This is a genomic window from Streptomyces sp. NPDC002884 (assembly GCF_040295245.1).
Classification (GTDB): Bacteria; Actinomycetota; Actinomycetes; order Streptomycetales; family Streptomycetaceae; genus Streptomyces.
This window is the reverse complement of sequence record NZ_JBEOVB010000009.1, coordinates 242,554-256,643: the sequence shown is the minus strand read 5'-3', so window position 1 is coordinate 256,643 and position 14,090 is coordinate 242,554. Positions and strand designations below refer to the sequence as shown.

The window sequence follows — 14,090 nt, the reverse complement described above, 5'->3', positions numbered from 1 at the left end:
TGGGTGTCACTCTTGGGCACATGAGGAAAAAGAGTGACGAAACGACCGCGCCGAGTGTCGACCGGGACGCGGCGGCGGCCGCCTTCGACGAGGAGCCGGACCACGGTCTGCGCGACCCGGCTGCGCAACCGGCGGCCCCTCACTCCAGTCACTCCAGCAGCGACTCCAGGCCGCCCTCGACGGTGGCCAGCGCCTCCAGCTCGTCGAGCGCGGTCACCGCGGCGGCCGCGGCCGCCGGGTCCCGCTCCGCCAGCCCGCTCTCCTCGAACTCGTCCTCGTCCAGTCGTCGTACGTCCGTCCCGTCGGCGGAGCGCCACAGGTCAAGGTCGAGGTCCTCGACGACCAGTTCACCGCCGGACAGCGTGGCCGGGCGGGTGATGTCGCAGTACCAGCCCTTCAGGGCGCCCGTCGCGTCGCGCACCTCCTTCACCGCGTACCAGCGGTCCCGCCAGTAGTACTCGGTGAAGACGTCACCCGCCTCGAAGCGGACGAAGCCGAAGTCGCGTACGGCGTCGCCCGCCCAGGGGGCGCGCACGATGATCCGGGTGCCGTCGTCGGACAGCAGCCCGGCCGCGTAACGGATCTTCGTCCGGCCGCCCTTGACGAGGACGACGTCCACCGAACCCGCCGGCTCAGCCGAGTTCACGGACATACCGCACCTCCGTCGCACAGATCTCGTACCCGAACCACTTGTTGATCGCGAGCATCGGCCCGTTGTCCGCGTCGTTGCCCGTGCGGGCCTCCGTGTACCCCGCTGCGCGGGCCCGGTGCAGCGAGTCGTTCTTGACGAGCTTGGCCAGGCCCCGGCCGCGGTGGTCGCGGGCGGTGCCGGTCATGCCCGTGGAGTACCGGCCGCCCTCGTGGGTGTGGGCCACGGTGAAGGCGACGGGGCGGCCGCCCGCCACGGCGACCGAGGTCAGCTCCCGGTCCAGATGCGGATGCTTCCAGTACTCGTCGACCCAGGCCGGGTAGTCCGTGAACTCGGTGGCGATGTCGCCGGGTTCGTCCGAGCCCGCCTCCGCGTCCAGCGCGAACAGCGGGCGCGGGTCGTCGGCGAAGTCGGCGGCCGTGCGCAGCTCCACGCCGGGCGGGGGGTCCTGGAGCGGGGGCAGCGCGGCAGCGGCCAGGTCCAGGCGGAGGAAGTGCGCGGAGCGGCTCGACCGGTAGCCGTGCCGTTCGGCGAAGGCACGGTCGGCCGGCTCGTCCAGGACCCAGGCGAACAGCTTCGTCGCCCCGTGGGCCGCCAGATGTTCCTCGGCGGTACGGACCAGCAGGGTGCCCGCGCCACGCCCGGTGCGCGCGGGGTCCACGTACACGTTGAGGGACCCCTGGCCGGACTCGGGGCTGTCCTGGGCGAGACCCACCTGGGCCGTGCCGATGATCTCGCCGTCCTCCACGGCGACCAGCTTGCGGGCATGGGCGTCGGGGCGGGACAGCGAGAGGCCGTGCAGCACGGAGGCCGGGCTGAAGAACACATGGGGCAGGGCGAGGTGCCGGACCCGGATGAAGCCCTCGATGTCGGCGGGCGTCCCGGGACGCAGGTCGCGCACGATGACGGTCATGTGAGCGCACGCTACGGTCGGGCGGTGCCCGGCTGCCTCCCATTTTCCGCTCCGCCCGCGCGCCCGTTCCCCGGCGGGTGCGGGACAATCGGCCCGTGACCTTGAAGATCCACATCGATGAGAGCGCCGCGCCCTACGAGCAGGTGCGGGCGCAGATCGCCGAGCAGGCGCGGTCGGGGGCGCTGCCGGTCGGCTACCGCCTGCCGACGGTGCGGGGCCTGGCCGAGTCGCTCGGCCTCGCCGCGAACACCGTCGCCAAGGCGTACCGGGCGCTGGAGGGGGACGGGGTGATCGAGACCCGGGGGCGCAACGGCACGTTCGTCGCCGCTGCCGGACCGGCGGCGGAGCGCGAGGCGGCTGGCGCCGCGCAGGCCTACGCCGAGCGGGTGCTGCGGCTGGGACTCACCGAGGAACAGGCCTCGGCCGCCGTGCGGGACGCCCTGCGGGCGGCCTACGACCGGTGATCGGCGGTGATCGGTGACCAGCGGTGGGCGGTGACCGGCCGCGTGCGGTGACCGGAAGGGCGCGGTGATCAGCAGGGTGCGGCGAGCACGCCGCGTGTACGGGTCACCCCCAGGAGCGCTGTACCGCCGGCCGGACGTGCCGACGTACAGCGTCGCACCCCCGTCGGCACACCTACAGGTACAGTCCCGCGTCCGAGCGCCCCCGGGGTTCCGGCAGCGAGGTCGGCGAGGTGCCCCGGCGCAGTGCGTACAGCTCGGCCAGCGTCGCGCCCTCGCGGCCGACACCCTCCTCCGTACCGAGCCAGTCCACGGCCTCGCGGCGGGTCAGCCCGCCGACCTCGATACGGGCCAGACAGCGGCCGGGGCGGACGACGGCGGGGTGCAGGCGCTCCAGGTCCTCGTTGGTCGTGACCCCGACCAGGACGTTGCGGCCCTGGCCGAGGAGGCCGTCGGTGAGATTCAGCAGCCGGGACAGGGCCTGGCCCGCGGTGTGCTTGGCCTCGCCGCGGATCAGTTCGTCGCAGTCCTCCAGGAGCAGCAGCCGCCAGCGGCCCTTGCCGGTGCCGTCCTCCTCGCCGATCGCGATGTCCATCAGATAGCCGACGTCGGAGAAGAGCCGCTCGGGGTCCAGGACGCAGTCGACCTGGCACCACTCGCGCCAGGAGCGGGCCAGCGTGCGCAGCGCCGAGGTCTTGCCGGTGCCGGGCGGACCGTGCAGCAGGAGCAGCCGGCCGGCGATGTCCTGCGGGGTCGTCCCCATCAGCTGGTCCAGCGCGTCGGCGACGGGCGCCGTGTAGTTGGGGCGGACCTCGTCCCAGGTGCCCGCGGAGATCTGCCGGGTGGTGCGGTGCGGGCCGCGCCGCGGCGAGACGTACCAGAAGCCCATGGTCACGTTCTCCGGCTGCGGCTCGGGTTCGTCCGCCGCGCCGTCGGTGGCCTGGTCGAGCACCTGCGCGGCCAGTTCGGCGGTGGTCGCGGTGACCGTGACGTCGGCCCCGCGGTTCCAGCGGGAGACCAGCAGCGTCCAGCCGTCGCCCTCGGCCAGGGTGGCGCTGCGGTCCTCGTCCCGGGCGACGCGCAGCACACGGGCGTGCGGTGGCAGCAGGGTCGCGCCGGAGCGCACGCGGTCGATGTTCACCGCGTGCGAGTACGGCTGCTCGCCCGTCGCGAAGCGGCCGAGGAACAGCGCGTCGACGACATCGGACGGGGAGTCGGAGTCGTCGACGTTGAGCCGGATCGGCAGTGCGTCGTGCGGGGGTACGGACATGCCGCCATGATCCGGCACAAGGGCGTCGCCCGCACCCGGTTTCCGCAGTGCGCGAGGTACGCCCGGTGTGTCGGGTGTGTCGGGTGTGCCGGACGCGGGCGACCGCTCCCGTTCCGCGTGCGTGGCCCCGACGGGCTCGGCCGGGGCCACCTCTCAGACCTGTCGACGGAGTCGGCGGGCCCGCCGCACCAACGCGTAGCCCTTGGTGAGCACGCGGTCCTTCGCGAACGTCCGGCCGATCGCCCGGCCGTCGACGAGCCGTTCGAACTCCTCGGTGTCCGTGGTGCGCCGAACCGTCACCCGCCGCAGCGCGTACGGCCCCTGGGCGCGCCGGGCGAGGGAGTTGCCCACGGCGAGCGCCTGGGCGAACCCGTGTCCGCGCACCGCCGTGCGCACCCGGCGGCTGGAGTAGCCGTACGGGTAGGCGAACGACATCGGCGGGGCGCCCAGTTCGCCCGCGACGATGTCCCGGCAGCGGGTCAGCTCGGCGCGCAGCCGGGCGTCGTCGATCCGGTCGAGCTGCGGGTGGGTGTGGCTGTGGCCGCCGATCTCCACGCCGCCGTCCGCCAGCGCGCGCACCTGCCGCCAGTCCAGCATGGTGTCCAGGCCGCCCCCGGTGTCGTGGGCGCCCCGGACCCAGCCGGTGGTGACGAACAGGGTGGCCGGGAAGCCGTGCTCGGCCAGCGCCGGGAGGGCGTACCGGTGCACGCCCTCGTAGCCGTCGTCGAAGGTGATCAGGACCGGGCGGTCCGGCAGCGGCCGGCCGGACCGCCAACGCGCCGCCAGGCCGGCGGTGGTGAGCGGGGTGAGGCCCCGGTCCGCGAGTACCGCCATCTGGTCGGCGAACGCCTCGGGCGTGACCGAGAGGGTGCGGGTCGCGTCGTTCGGGTCGGGGGTCACCGCGTGGTACATGAGGATCGGCACGCCCGCCCCTGTCATACGGCCCGCTCCACCTGGTCCACCGAGATCGGCACCACGGCGAACGTCGTCCCCGCCCGCCGTGCCCGCACGCTGCCGACCAGGTACCCGCCGGCCGCCGTGAGCACCCCGGTGACGATCGCGGCGGCCCGCCGGGCCCCGCCGGGCCGGGCCAGCAGCTGGTCGCGCAGTCCGCGGACCACACCGGCGGGCAACACCCGGGTGGCGTACCGGCGTTCGGACTCCAGTCCCTTGTCGACGCCGACGCTGCGCGCGACGAGTGCCTTGGACAGGCCCTCGGCGTAGGTGCGCGTGCGGAAGTACCCGAAGTGCTCACGCGCCTCGGGCACCTTGTGGTGGATCACCGCGCGGTCGTCCATCAGCAGGATCGCGTCGGGTCTCGCGCGGCTGAGCCGGATGCACAGATCCGTCTCCTCGCCGCCCATCGGGCGTTTGCTGCCGTCACGTCCGATGCCGGTGGCGAAGCCGCCCACGAAGTCGAACGCGGTGCGCCGGAAGGAGGCGTTCCCGCCGAGGATGTTGCGTACCCGGACCCGGCCGGGCGGCAGGCCCCGGTAGGAGCAGCCCACCACCCAGTCGAACTCGTCGGGGAACCAGTCGGGCCGTCGGCCGGAGGACCAGACGGGCACCGCCCGGCCGCCCACGGCCAGGACCCGGGGATCGGAGTACGGGTCGGCGAACCGGCGCAGCCAGTCCCGTTCCGCGACGGCGTCGTCGTCGAGGAAGGCGACGACCTCGCCCCGGGAGGCGGCGATGCCGGTGTTGCGGCCGGCCGACAGACCGCGCGGGCCCGCGTTGGGCAGCACCCGCGCCTCGTCGCTCTCCTTGTACTCGCTCCTCAGCCGTTCCAGGAGCGCCGGGTTGTGGTCGACGACGACCAGGGTCTCCAGGGCCGGGTGGGTCTGCGCCCGCACCGAGGCGACCGCCGCGAGGATGTCCTCCCAGCGGTCCTCGGTGTACGCGCAGATGACGACGGAGACGTCGATCGTGCTCAAGACGCCTCTCCCCGTGCCGAGTCGAGCATCGGCGAGCGGCGGGTCACCCGGCGCAGCGCACGCCGGTTGGACCGCTCCTGGAGGATCACCCGCAGCACGCGCAGCCCGTCGCGGACGGCGCGCAGGTTGCTGACGCCGTGGATGCGCAGGTACTCGTGGCTGGGGATCTCCTGCACCTTCAGGCCGGCCTTGACGACCCGGATGTTCATCAGGGTCTCGACCTCGAAGCCGGTGCAGTCCAGCTCGATCTTGTCCAGGCAGTGCCGCCAGAACGCGTTGTAGCCGTAGCACAGGTCGGTGTAACGGGCGCCGAACTTGCGGTTGACCAGGGCGCACAGGACCCCGTTGCCGAGCCGGCGGATGAAGGTCATGTCGTCGGTGCCGCCGCCGTTGGCGAAGCGGGAGCCCTTGGCGAAGTCCGCGCCGGAGACGAGGGCGGAGACGTACGACACGATCTCGTTGCCGTCGGCCGAGCCGTCCGCGTCGACCATCACGATGATGTCGCCGCTGCACGCCTCGAAGCCGGTGATCAGGGCGTCGCCCTTGCCGCGGCCCTGCTGTCCGACGACCTTGACACCGGGCCACAGATCACGCGCGACCTGCACGGTGTCGTCGGTGGAGTTGCCGTCGACCAGGACCACCTCGTGGATCCAGTCCGGCAGGGTCTTGAACACGTACGGAAGGTTCTCGGCCTCGTTCATCGCCGGGATGACCACGCTCACCGGTGGCGCGATGGCCAGGTGAGAGGAGACGGGCCGGTACTTGCCGACGGTCGACGGGCTTTCGAGATCCTGGCCCGATGTCGCCGGTTGCAGAACGGAACTCATGAGTCTGGTCCCTCTCGTCCGGTGGGCCGCCCGCCCCTGGGCGGCCCGGAATCCACGTCCGGTTCGAAAGGGGGGTTCCTCACCCATGGCGGAGTGATCTCCGCGCAGACACGGGTGAGCTGGCAGAACTTACCGGCCACCGTCGAAGGACGGCAGCCGACCGCGCGGCACGGCCCGGTCACCAGTGCGGTCACCGAGCTCGGCACCCCCCTACCGCGCTCCCGCCCCGATACCGCCGCGGTCCCTGAGCCCTCCCCTGGAGCCGTTGCCGACGGTCCGATGCGAGTGAGATGTATGACGGTATTGATGATTACGCCCGGATGGCAAGCCCTTGGCGTCTCACTCCCCTTTTTGTTCGTTTGACCGTTACATCGTGATGCGTCCCCTTCGAAAGCAACCGGTACAGGAACGGACATGGGAACGGACAGAAGTGTTCCCCGGAGGCCATGGGGCCTCCGGGGAACGGTGGTTCAGATCAGTACCGAGGGGGTCGGTACCGCGGGATCAGGTGCCGCGCCGGTCAGGGGACGATCTTGAGGAGCTTGTTCGGCGAGCCGGTGCCGGGACTGGTGACCACGTTCGAGGTCGCGCCGTTCACCAGCGCCGTGGCCACCTGGGCCGGGGTGGCCGAGGTGTGGCCCGCCAGGTAGACCGCGGCCGCTCCCGCGACGTGCGGGGTCGCCATCGACGTACCGGAGATGGTGTTCGTGGCGGTGTCGCTGGTGTACCAGCCCGCGGTGATGGAGGAGCCGGGGGCGAAGATGTCCAGCACCGAACCGTAGTTGGAGTAGCTGGCCCTGGCGTCGGTGCTGGTGGTGGCGCCGACGGTGATGGCCTGGGTGACGCGGGCCGGGGAGTACGAGGAGGCGTTGGCGCTGCTGTTGCCCGCGGCCACCGCGTAGGTCACACCGCTGGCGATGGAGTTGCGCACCGCCGTGTCCAGGGTGGTGGACGCGCCGCCGCCGAGCGAGAGGTTGGCGACCGAGGGGCCCGAGTGGTTGTTCGTGACCCAGTCGATGCCCGCGATGACGCCCGCGGTGGTGCCGGAACCGGCGTTGTCGAGCACCCGCACCGCCACGATCTTCGCCTTCTTGGCGACGCCGTAGGTCGAGCCCGCGATCGTCGTGGCCACGTGGGTGCCGTGACCGTTGCCGTCGGAGGCGGTGGTGTCGCCGTCGACGGCGTCGTAGCCGTACGAGGCCCGACCGCTGATCTGGGAGTGGGTGATACGGACGCCGGTGTCGATGACGTACGCGGTGACGCCGCTGCCGGCGGTGTCCGGGTAGGTGTACGTGCCGGACAGCGGGAGCGAGGTCTGGTCGACGCGGTCCAGGCCCCAGGGGGCGCTCGACTGCGTCGTGTCACTCACCCGGACGGTCTGGTCCTGCTCGACGGCGGCCACCGCCGGGTCCGCGGCCAGTCTCCTGGCCTCGGTGGCGGAGAGCGTGGCGGTGTAGCCGTTCAGCGCGGAGCCGAACGTCTTCCTGACGGTGCCGCCGTACCCCTTGACGAGGTTCTTGCCGGTGGCCGAGGACGCCTTGAAGCCCGCCTGCGGCTTCAGGGTGACGATGTAGCTGTCCTTGACGGCGGTGGGGGAGCCGGCCGCGAGGACCTTGCCCTCGGCCGGTGCGGCCTGGGCGGGGAGCGCGGTGAGCCCGCCGACGAGGGCGGCGGCCGCGACGGTGGCGGCGGCGGTTATACGGGCCTTGTTGCTACGCAGTTGTGCCATTACGAGGGAGTCCTCCTCTAGGCAGCCCGCGCCCGGGTCGGCGCACGGCTGTGGGGGAGTGCGCGCGGTCGCGCACACGGCCCCGAACGTCGCGTTCCGTTCGCGGCTGAGGTAAAGCCTCGGCCGTCTACGGGCGTAGAACAAGGGAGTTGAGGTGTTGTCAACAACCTTGACATGGGCACGCAATGCCACGCGCACAAAGGGGCCGCGAATAGTCCCGCTCGGCGCCGAAAGTCTTGGCATGGACACTTCCGGTCAACACGCGTAGTTGGTACGACAGTTATGGCAGAGATCCTGCTAAAGGAGGTTCCATGAGACGTTCCCGACTTGTCGTATTCGTGAGCTCACTCCTCCTCGCCCTCGGCACCGCCCTCACCGGGGCGGCATCGGCGCAGGGCGCCCAACTCGCGGCCACAGGTGGCTATGTGGCGCTGGGGGACTCCTACTCCTCCGGTGTCGGCGCGGGCAGCTACATCAGCTCCAGCGGCAACTGCAAGCGCAGCACCAAGGCGTATCCGTACCTCTGGAACGCCGCCCACGCCCCCTCGTCGTTCACCTTCGCGGCCTGCTCGGGCGCCCGAACGGATGAAGTTCTGGCGAGTCAGCTCGGCGGCCTCAACTCCTCGACCGGCCTGGTCTCCGTCACCGCCGGCGGCAACGACGCGGGCTTCGCCGACGTCATGACTACCTGTGTCACCGGCTCCGACAGCACTTGCCTGTCCCGCATCAACACGGCCAGGGCCTACGTCGACTCGACGCTCCCCGGCAAACTCGACACCGTCTACTCCGCCATCCGCGCCAAGGCGCCCAACGCACGCGTCGTCGTCATCGGCTACCCCCGCTTCTACAAGCTCGGCACGGTCTGCCTGGGCCTGTCCGAGACCAAGCGCTCCGCCATCAACAGCGCGGCCGACTACCTGGACGCCGCGACCGCCCGGCGCGCGGCCGCCCACGGCTTCGTCTTCGGCGACGTCCGCACCCCGTTCACCGGCCACGAGATCTGCTCCGGCAGCTCCTGGCTGCACAGCCTCAACTGGCTGAACATCGGTGAGTCGTACCACCCGACCGCGTCCGGCCAGTCGGGTGGCTACCTGCCGGTCCTGAACAGCGCCGCCTGATCCGACAGCCCCAACAGCCCCGACAGCCCCAACAGCCCCAACAGCTCAGTCAGTTACGCCAGTTCCGCCAGTTACGCCAGTTCCGTCACTCCGAGGCGGAAGGTGAGGGGGAGGCCCCGTCCGTCGGGGTCTCCGTCTCGCAGGTGACCGAGAACGGCACCGAGTCGGACGTCGTCTTCACCGGCTCCCGGATCTCGACGGCGATCGAGTTCTGGTACGTCCCGCTCTCGGCGTACGTCGACACGATCACCTGGTCCTGCTTGGACTTCCCGCCGCCGGAGGGGAAGTCGAGCGTCTTCCAGGTCTGGCCGGAGAGCTCACCGTCCTTCGACACCCAGCGGTAGGACACCGTCGCGGGCAGCCGCCCCACCGTGATCGTCGCGGTGAAGGCGGGCGCGTCGCCGTCCGGCGGCGGACAGCTGCCCGAGTAGTCCGTGTGCGCGCCGGTGACGGTGACCGAGACGGTCTGCGCCGGGGCCTCGGAGCTCGCGCTCTCGCTCGGACTGGGGCTGGGGCTCGGCGACTCGCTGCTCTCCTCGCTCGTCTCCGGCTGCGTCGGCGGCGAACTCAGGATCCCTGTCGCGCTGTCGGTGACCCCGCCGCCGGCGTCGCCACCGCCGTCGTCGCGGTTCAGCAGCCCGTACGTCAGCCCGGCGACCGCCAGCGCCAGCACCACCACACCGGCGACGAGGAGCACACCGGCGCGCCGGCTGCGGTCCGGCCCCGCCGGGCCGTTCGTCGTGGCCGGGGCGGCCGACCAGGACTGGGGCGGGGTCGGAGAAGGCGGTTCCTGGCGGAACGGCTCGGCCGGGGTCGAGACCGTCGGCGGATACGGCGCGAACGGCGCCGGTGGCGTCGAACGGGTCGTGTCGCGGCGGGGGGCGCCGCCCGCGGCGACGAGCCGCAGGTCCTGCTCGGCCCGGTCGGCCGGCAGCCGCTCGGCCGGTTCCTTGCGCAGCAGCCCCTCGATCACGGGAGCGAGCGGTCCGGCGCGCCGCGGCGGCGGCAGCTCCTCGTCCACGATCGCGCGCAGGGTGCTCAGCGGAGTGTCGTGGCGGAAGGGGGAGTTGCCCTCCACCGCCGCGTACAGCAGCACGCCCAGCGACCACAGGTCCGACTCGGGCCCCGGCGTGCGGCCCAGCGCCCGCTCCGGCGCCAGGAACTCGGGGGAGCCGATGACCTCGCCGGTCATCGTCAGCGCCGACGTGCCCTCGACGGTCGCGATACCGAAGTCGGTGAGCACGACCCGGCCGTCGTTCGACATCAGTACGTTCGCCGGTTTCACGTCCCGGTGCAGCACTCCGGCCTCGTGCGCGGCCCGCAGCGCGGACAGCACCTCGGCGCCGATGTGCGCGGCCCGCGCCGGTTCGAGCGGCCCCTCGGCGTCGAGCAGCTCGGCGAGGGAGATCCCGCGCACGATCTCCATGACGATCCACGGCCGCCCGTCCTGCGTGGCGACGTCGTAGACCGTGACGACGTTCCGGTTCGCGACCCGGGCCGCGGCCCACGCCTCGCGCTCCAGCCGCGCGTACATCCGCTCCACGTCAGAGGCCGCCAGCCCGTGCGGCGCACGCACCTCCTTGACGGCGACCTCGCGGTGCAGCACCTCGTCACGGGCCCGCCACACCGTGCCCATGCCGCCCTCGCCCAGCGGGGTCAGCAGGCGGTAGCGTCCCGCGATCAGACGTTCACTGCCCGGTTCTTCGGACACCGCGCCCCCATTTCGCTCTTCGTATCCGGGCGAAAACCTCCGCAACCCCACAAACGTAGCTCAGCCGAGTACGGATGATGCCCCCTTGAGCACCAGTCCGGCGCCCAGGGCGACGACGAGGAACGCGGACCACAGGGGCAGATTGCGGCGGACCAGCGTCACGACCGGGTGGCCCGTCCAGCGCGGCTGCCGGTCCAGCAGCCGGGTCGCCCCGGCGCCCAGCCTGACGACGGCGAACCCGGCGGCGGTCAGGGTCAGGGCCAGCCCGACGCCGTACGCGACGACGAGCAGCAGCCCGAACCAGGCGTGGCCGAGCGCCGCCGCGCCGACCAGCACGACCACGGCGGACGGACTGGGCACCATGCCGCCGGCGAAGCCGAGGAGGAGTGTGCCGCGGAGCGTGGGCGCGACGGCGTGGGTGTGGGTCCGGCCGCCGTGGGAGTGCGTGTGAGCGTGGTCGTGGTCGTGGCTGTGGTCGTGACCGTGCTCGTGGTGGCGGTCGTGGTCGTGACGGTGTTCGTGGTCCTGCCCGGCGTCGTGATGGGCATGGGTGTGCGGGGTGGGGGCGCCGACCAGGGCGAGTTGACGGTCGGGGGTCTTCGCGGGCTCATGGGTGTGCGGCTGCCCGCCGTCAGGGTGGGGATGGGGGTGCGGATGCGGGTGGGTGTGTCCGTGGGGGCTGTCGGGGCCCCGGCCGCGCCAGGCCCGCCGTGCGAGGCTCGCACCCGCGAAGAGCACCAGCGCGCCGCTCGCCAGGCCCAGCCAGGCGATCACCGACGGCGCCGCGGCCGAACCGGCGGTGACGAGGAGGCCGAGGGCGACGACGCCCAGGGTGTGGGTGACGGTGACCGAGGCGGCGAGCGGAAGGACGTCCTTCATCCGCGCCTTGCCGCCCCGGGCCGCCGCCGTCGCCGCCATGATGGTCTTGCCGTGGCCGGGCGCGACCGCGTGCATCGCGCCGAGGCCGACGGCGATCACCAAGGCCAGCGCGGCGAAGCCGACGGTGAGTTCCTGCCGGGCCACCAGGTTGTCCAGGGCCCGCGTCCAGCGGTCGGCGCCCCGCGGCAGCACGGACGCGGCCGGCGCGTCCCGGTCCTCCTCGACGAGGGCCGCGCCACCGGGCCGCACCCGGAAGGACGCGGTCGAGGTGTCGGCGGGCGAGGAGAGCAACTCCTTCGGATAGCTGGTGAGTTCCGAAGAGAGCGACTTCTTCGGTACGTCGGAGCCGGCGAGCGTCATCCGGTCGCCGCGCGCGGTGATCTCGCGCCAGCCGGGCCCGGAGGAGGCGCCCTCGCTGTGGAAGGTGAGGGAGACGGTGTCCTCGCCGGACACGGCGGGCAGCGGAGCCGTCAGCCCGCACTCCACGCGCAGGGTGTCGAGCCCCGCCTGACCGGGCCGTACGACCGCCTCGGCAGAGCCGGCCGTGAGGGTGACGGCCCGGCCGTCCACGGTCAGCCTGCTGCCGGTCGCCGCCGTCGCGCAGCGCTGCCGGGCCCACTCGGTCATCCCGAGCCGTTCGATGTCCGGCTTCGCCTGGGTCGCCGGGATCTCGGCGAGATCCTCGACGTGGTCGACACGGAGTTGTCCGGGGGCGGCGACGAGACCGTCGTAGCGGTTGACGGTGAAGTTGCCGAGGGGGTGCGCGCTCGCGTTGGCGGAAGGGACCAGCGCGAGCGCGCAGCCGGCCGTGAACACGGCCGCGCAGGAGGCCAGCAGTCGACGGGAGATCACTTGCCCGCCTCCAGCGTCTTGAGTGCCGTACGGGCCTCGCGGGCGCCGAGCGGCGAGAAGCCGGGGTTCAGCTTCAGGGCGGCGACGAGGTGGGTACGGGCGTCGGCGGGGTGTCCTGTGGCCTTCTCGATCACCCCGCGGTGGTAGAGGAAGGACGCGTTGCGGTAGCCGGTGGCCGTGGCCTGCCGGGCGTAGGGGAGGGCCTCGGCGTCCTTGCCGTTGACGTGCAGGGCCCAGGCCAGGGCGTCCGCCGTGTGCACGGTGTGTCGGCGGGCCCAGTCGTCCCGGGCCGCGCGCAGGGCCGTCGCCCGGTCGCCGTGGTCGGCCGCGGCGAGCGCGGTGTCGAGGTCGGCGTTGACGCCGTTGGCGCGGGCGATGGCCGTCCACGCGTCGACGAGGAGGTACTGGTTCTCGGCCTTCGCCGCGTCGCCCTCGCCGCCCCGGGCCTCGTACAGCTCGCCCAGCTCCACCAGCGGTCCGGGGAGCGGATAACGGGCGACGATCAGCTCCAACCCCTTGATCGCCTCGGCCTGCTGTCCGCTCGCGGCCTGGGCGCGGGCGCGGCCCTCCAGCGCGGGGAGATAGTTCTCGTCGGCGGCGAGGGCGCGGGCGTAGTGGGTGAGCGCGGCGGTGTAGTCGCCCTGGTTCCAGGCGAGTTGGCCGAGCTGGGCGGCGACGTAGGCGATGTCGCCCGGTGAGGTGGACGCGGCGAGCGCCCGCTCCAGGACCTGGCGGGCGGTGGTGACGTCGCCGCGCAGTTCGTGGACGTACGCGTAGCGGGTGAACACCGGTACGCCCGGCCGCCGTTCGTCGGCCGTCTTCGCGGCCTCCTCGGCGTCGTCGTACCGGCCGAGCTCGACGAGGGCGTCGACACGGGAGCACAGGGCGCGCTCGTTGTAGGGGTTCTGCCCCAGCGCCCGGTCGGCCAGGTCCAGGGCGTTCGCGAAGTCGTGCCGGGCGGCGGCGAGGGCGGCCCGGCCGGCGAGCGCCTGGTCGTTGTCGGAGCGCAGCGAGAGGGAGCGCTTCAGCGCCTGCTCGGCCTGCGGGTAGCGCGAGGGGTCACCCTTGGTCCGGGCCTGTTCGACGTAGGCGAGCCCGAGGGTGGCCCAGCCGCCGAAGTCCTTCGGCTGCGCCCGGAGATGGGCCTGGAGCGCGGTGATGCCCGAGTCGAGGTCGCCACTGGCGAGCAGTCCGGGGGAGACCGCCGCCGCGGTCGACACGGGCACGTTCTGCCCGTCCCGCACCGCGCCGAGCGCGACCGCCCCGGCGGTGAGCGCCACGGCCAGCATGGCGGCACAGGCGCTGAGCTGAGCGGCCCGCCACCGACGACCGGCAGCACCCGCCCGGCGCACGGCGGCGACGCGCTCGTCACCACCGGCCACGACGTCAGCGGCGCCGGCGCCGTCGTGCTCACCGGCGTCGCCGCCGGGCCCCGCACCGGCTTCGGCATCCCCACCGGCTTCGGCGCCCGCACCCACGACGACGTCGGCAGTGGTCCCGGCGTCCGGACCCGCCCCGGCCTCTGTCCTTGCCTCTGTCCCGGCCTTGGGCCGCGCGGTGGAGGTTTCCTCAGGAGCCGAAGCCGAAGCCGAAGCCGAAGCCGGAGCGGTGTTCGGGGCCGGTGGGCCGGGGTCCGCGATCGGGCCGTCGGAGTCCGGGCCGGCGGAGTCCGGTGTGCCGGAATCCACTGTGCCGGGGGCCGGTCGGGTGGGCTCCGGTGCGCCGTCGTTCGTCCGCGGGGACATGC

At 72.8% G+C, this 14,090-nt stretch carries 12 protein-coding genes; 2 read left to right on the top strand and 10 right to left on the bottom strand.

Features of this window, described 5'->3' with window-relative positions; translation table 11 throughout:
• Positions 1-148: 148 nt before the first annotated feature.
• Positions 149-652 (bottom strand): ribonuclease FAU-1 family protein, encoded by a 504-nt coding sequence (locus tag ABT070_RS21175; protein WP_351762793.1) that lies wholly within the window; start codon positions 650-652, stop codon positions 149-151.
• Positions 633-1,562 (bottom strand): GNAT family N-acetyltransferase, encoded by a 930-nt coding sequence (locus ABT070_RS21170; protein WP_351762790.1) that lies wholly within the window; start codon positions 1,560-1,562, stop codon positions 633-635. Before ABT070_RS21170 ends, ABT070_RS21175 begins: the two co-directional genes overlap by 20 nt.
• A 95-nt stretch (positions 1,563-1,657) precedes the next feature.
• On the opposite strand from ABT070_RS21170, the gene ABT070_RS21165 reads away from it, so the two are divergent.
• Positions 1,658-2,026 carry a GntR family transcriptional regulator gene (locus ABT070_RS21165; RefSeq protein WP_351762787.1) on the top strand — a complete coding sequence of 123 codons (369 nt, stop codon included), beginning with the start codon at positions 1,658-1,660 and terminating at the stop codon, positions 2,024-2,026.
• Positions 2,027-2,198: 172 nt separating this feature from the next.
• Here ABT070_RS21165 and ABT070_RS21160 read toward each other — a convergent pair whose 3' ends face one another.
• The 5 genes from ABT070_RS21160 to ABT070_RS21140 form a co-directional block, all read right to left on the bottom strand.
• Positions 2,199-3,293 (bottom strand): DUF5925 domain-containing protein, encoded by a 1,095-nt coding sequence (locus tag ABT070_RS21160; protein WP_351762784.1) that lies wholly within the window; start codon positions 3,291-3,293, stop codon positions 2,199-2,201.
• Between the two features lie 153 nt (positions 3,294-3,446).
• Positions 3,447-4,232: a polysaccharide deacetylase family protein gene (locus ABT070_RS21155; RefSeq protein ID WP_351762781.1), complete on the bottom strand. Its 786-nt coding sequence runs from the start codon at positions 4,230-4,232 to the stop codon at positions 3,447-3,449.
• Entirely contained in the window at positions 4,229-5,227 is a 999-nt protein-coding gene (locus ABT070_RS21150) for a glycosyltransferase family 2 protein (protein ID WP_351762778.1), read from the bottom strand. The genes ABT070_RS21155 and ABT070_RS21150 overlap by 4 nt, the downstream gene beginning before the upstream one ends.
• Complete coding sequence (locus tag ABT070_RS21145; RefSeq protein ID WP_351762775.1) at positions 5,224-6,054, bottom strand: glycosyltransferase family 2 protein; 831 nt, start codon at positions 6,052-6,054, stop codon at positions 5,224-5,226. The genes ABT070_RS21150 and ABT070_RS21145 overlap by 4 nt, the downstream gene beginning before the upstream one ends.
• A 520-nt stretch (positions 6,055-6,574) precedes the next feature.
• The gene (locus ABT070_RS21140) at positions 6,575-7,783 is read right to left on the bottom strand and encodes a S8 family peptidase (protein ID WP_351762773.1); all 1,209 of its coding nucleotides are present in this window, start codon (positions 7,781-7,783) and stop codon (positions 6,575-6,577) included.
• 311 nt (positions 7,784-8,094) lie between these two features.
• On the opposite strand from ABT070_RS21140, the gene ABT070_RS21135 reads away from it, so the two are divergent.
• Positions 8,095-8,901, top strand: a complete 807-nt coding sequence (locus ABT070_RS21135; protein WP_351762770.1) for an SGNH/GDSL hydrolase family protein — start codon at positions 8,095-8,097, stop codon at positions 8,899-8,901.
• 85 nt (positions 8,902-8,986) lie between these two features.
• Here the strand turns inward: ABT070_RS21135 and ABT070_RS21130 are convergent, their stop codons facing one another.
• The 3 genes from ABT070_RS21130 to ABT070_RS21120 are packed head-to-tail and all read right to left on the bottom strand — an operon-like array spanning position 8,987 to position 14,088.
• A complete protein-coding gene (locus tag ABT070_RS21130; protein WP_351762767.1) occupies positions 8,987-10,612 on the bottom strand; it encodes a serine/threonine-protein kinase in 1,626 nt (541 codons plus the stop codon).
• A gap of 60 nt (positions 10,613-10,672) precedes the next feature.
• Positions 10,673-12,343, bottom strand: a complete 1,671-nt coding sequence (locus tag ABT070_RS21125) for a HoxN/HupN/NixA family nickel/cobalt transporter (RefSeq protein ID WP_351762764.1) — start codon at positions 12,341-12,343, stop codon at positions 10,673-10,675.
• A complete protein-coding gene (locus tag ABT070_RS21120) occupies positions 12,340-14,088 on the bottom strand; it encodes a tetratricopeptide repeat protein (protein WP_351762761.1) in 1,749 nt (582 codons plus the stop codon). Before ABT070_RS21120 ends, ABT070_RS21125 begins: the two co-directional genes overlap by 4 nt.
• Between the last annotated feature and the right edge of the window lie 2 nt (positions 14,089-14,090).

What these genes read in the sequence shown, in the direction of transcription:
- ABT070_RS21170 (WP_351762790.1), bottom strand. Translation starts at nt 1,562, where the DNA reads ATGACCGTCATCGTGCGCGACCTGCGTCCCGGGACGCCCGCCGACATC.
- ABT070_RS21135 (WP_351762770.1), top strand. Translation starts at nt 8,095, where the DNA reads ATGAGACGTTCCCGACTTGTCGTATTCGTGAGCTCACTCCTCCTCGCC.
- ABT070_RS21140 (WP_351762773.1), bottom strand. Translation starts at nt 7,783, where the DNA reads ATGGCACAACTGCGTAGCAACAAGGCCCGTATAACCGCCGCCGCCACC.
- ABT070_RS21160 (WP_351762784.1), bottom strand. Translation starts at nt 3,293, where the DNA reads ATGTCCGTACCCCCGCACGACGCACTGCCGATCCGGCTCAACGTCGAC.
- ABT070_RS21145 (WP_351762775.1), bottom strand. Translation starts at nt 6,054, where the DNA reads ATGAGTTCCGTTCTGCAACCGGCGACATCGGGCCAGGATCTCGAAAGC.
- ABT070_RS21175 (WP_351762793.1), bottom strand. Translation starts at nt 652, where the DNA reads ATGTCCGTGAACTCGGCTGAGCCGGCGGGTTCGGTGGACGTCGTCCTC.
- ABT070_RS21155 (WP_351762781.1), bottom strand. Translation starts at nt 4,232, where the DNA reads ATGACAGGGGCGGGCGTGCCGATCCTCATGTACCACGCGGTGACCCCC.
- ABT070_RS21120 (WP_351762761.1), bottom strand. Translation starts at nt 14,088, where the DNA reads ATGTCCCCGCGGACGAACGACGGCGCACCGGAGCCCACCCGACCGGCC.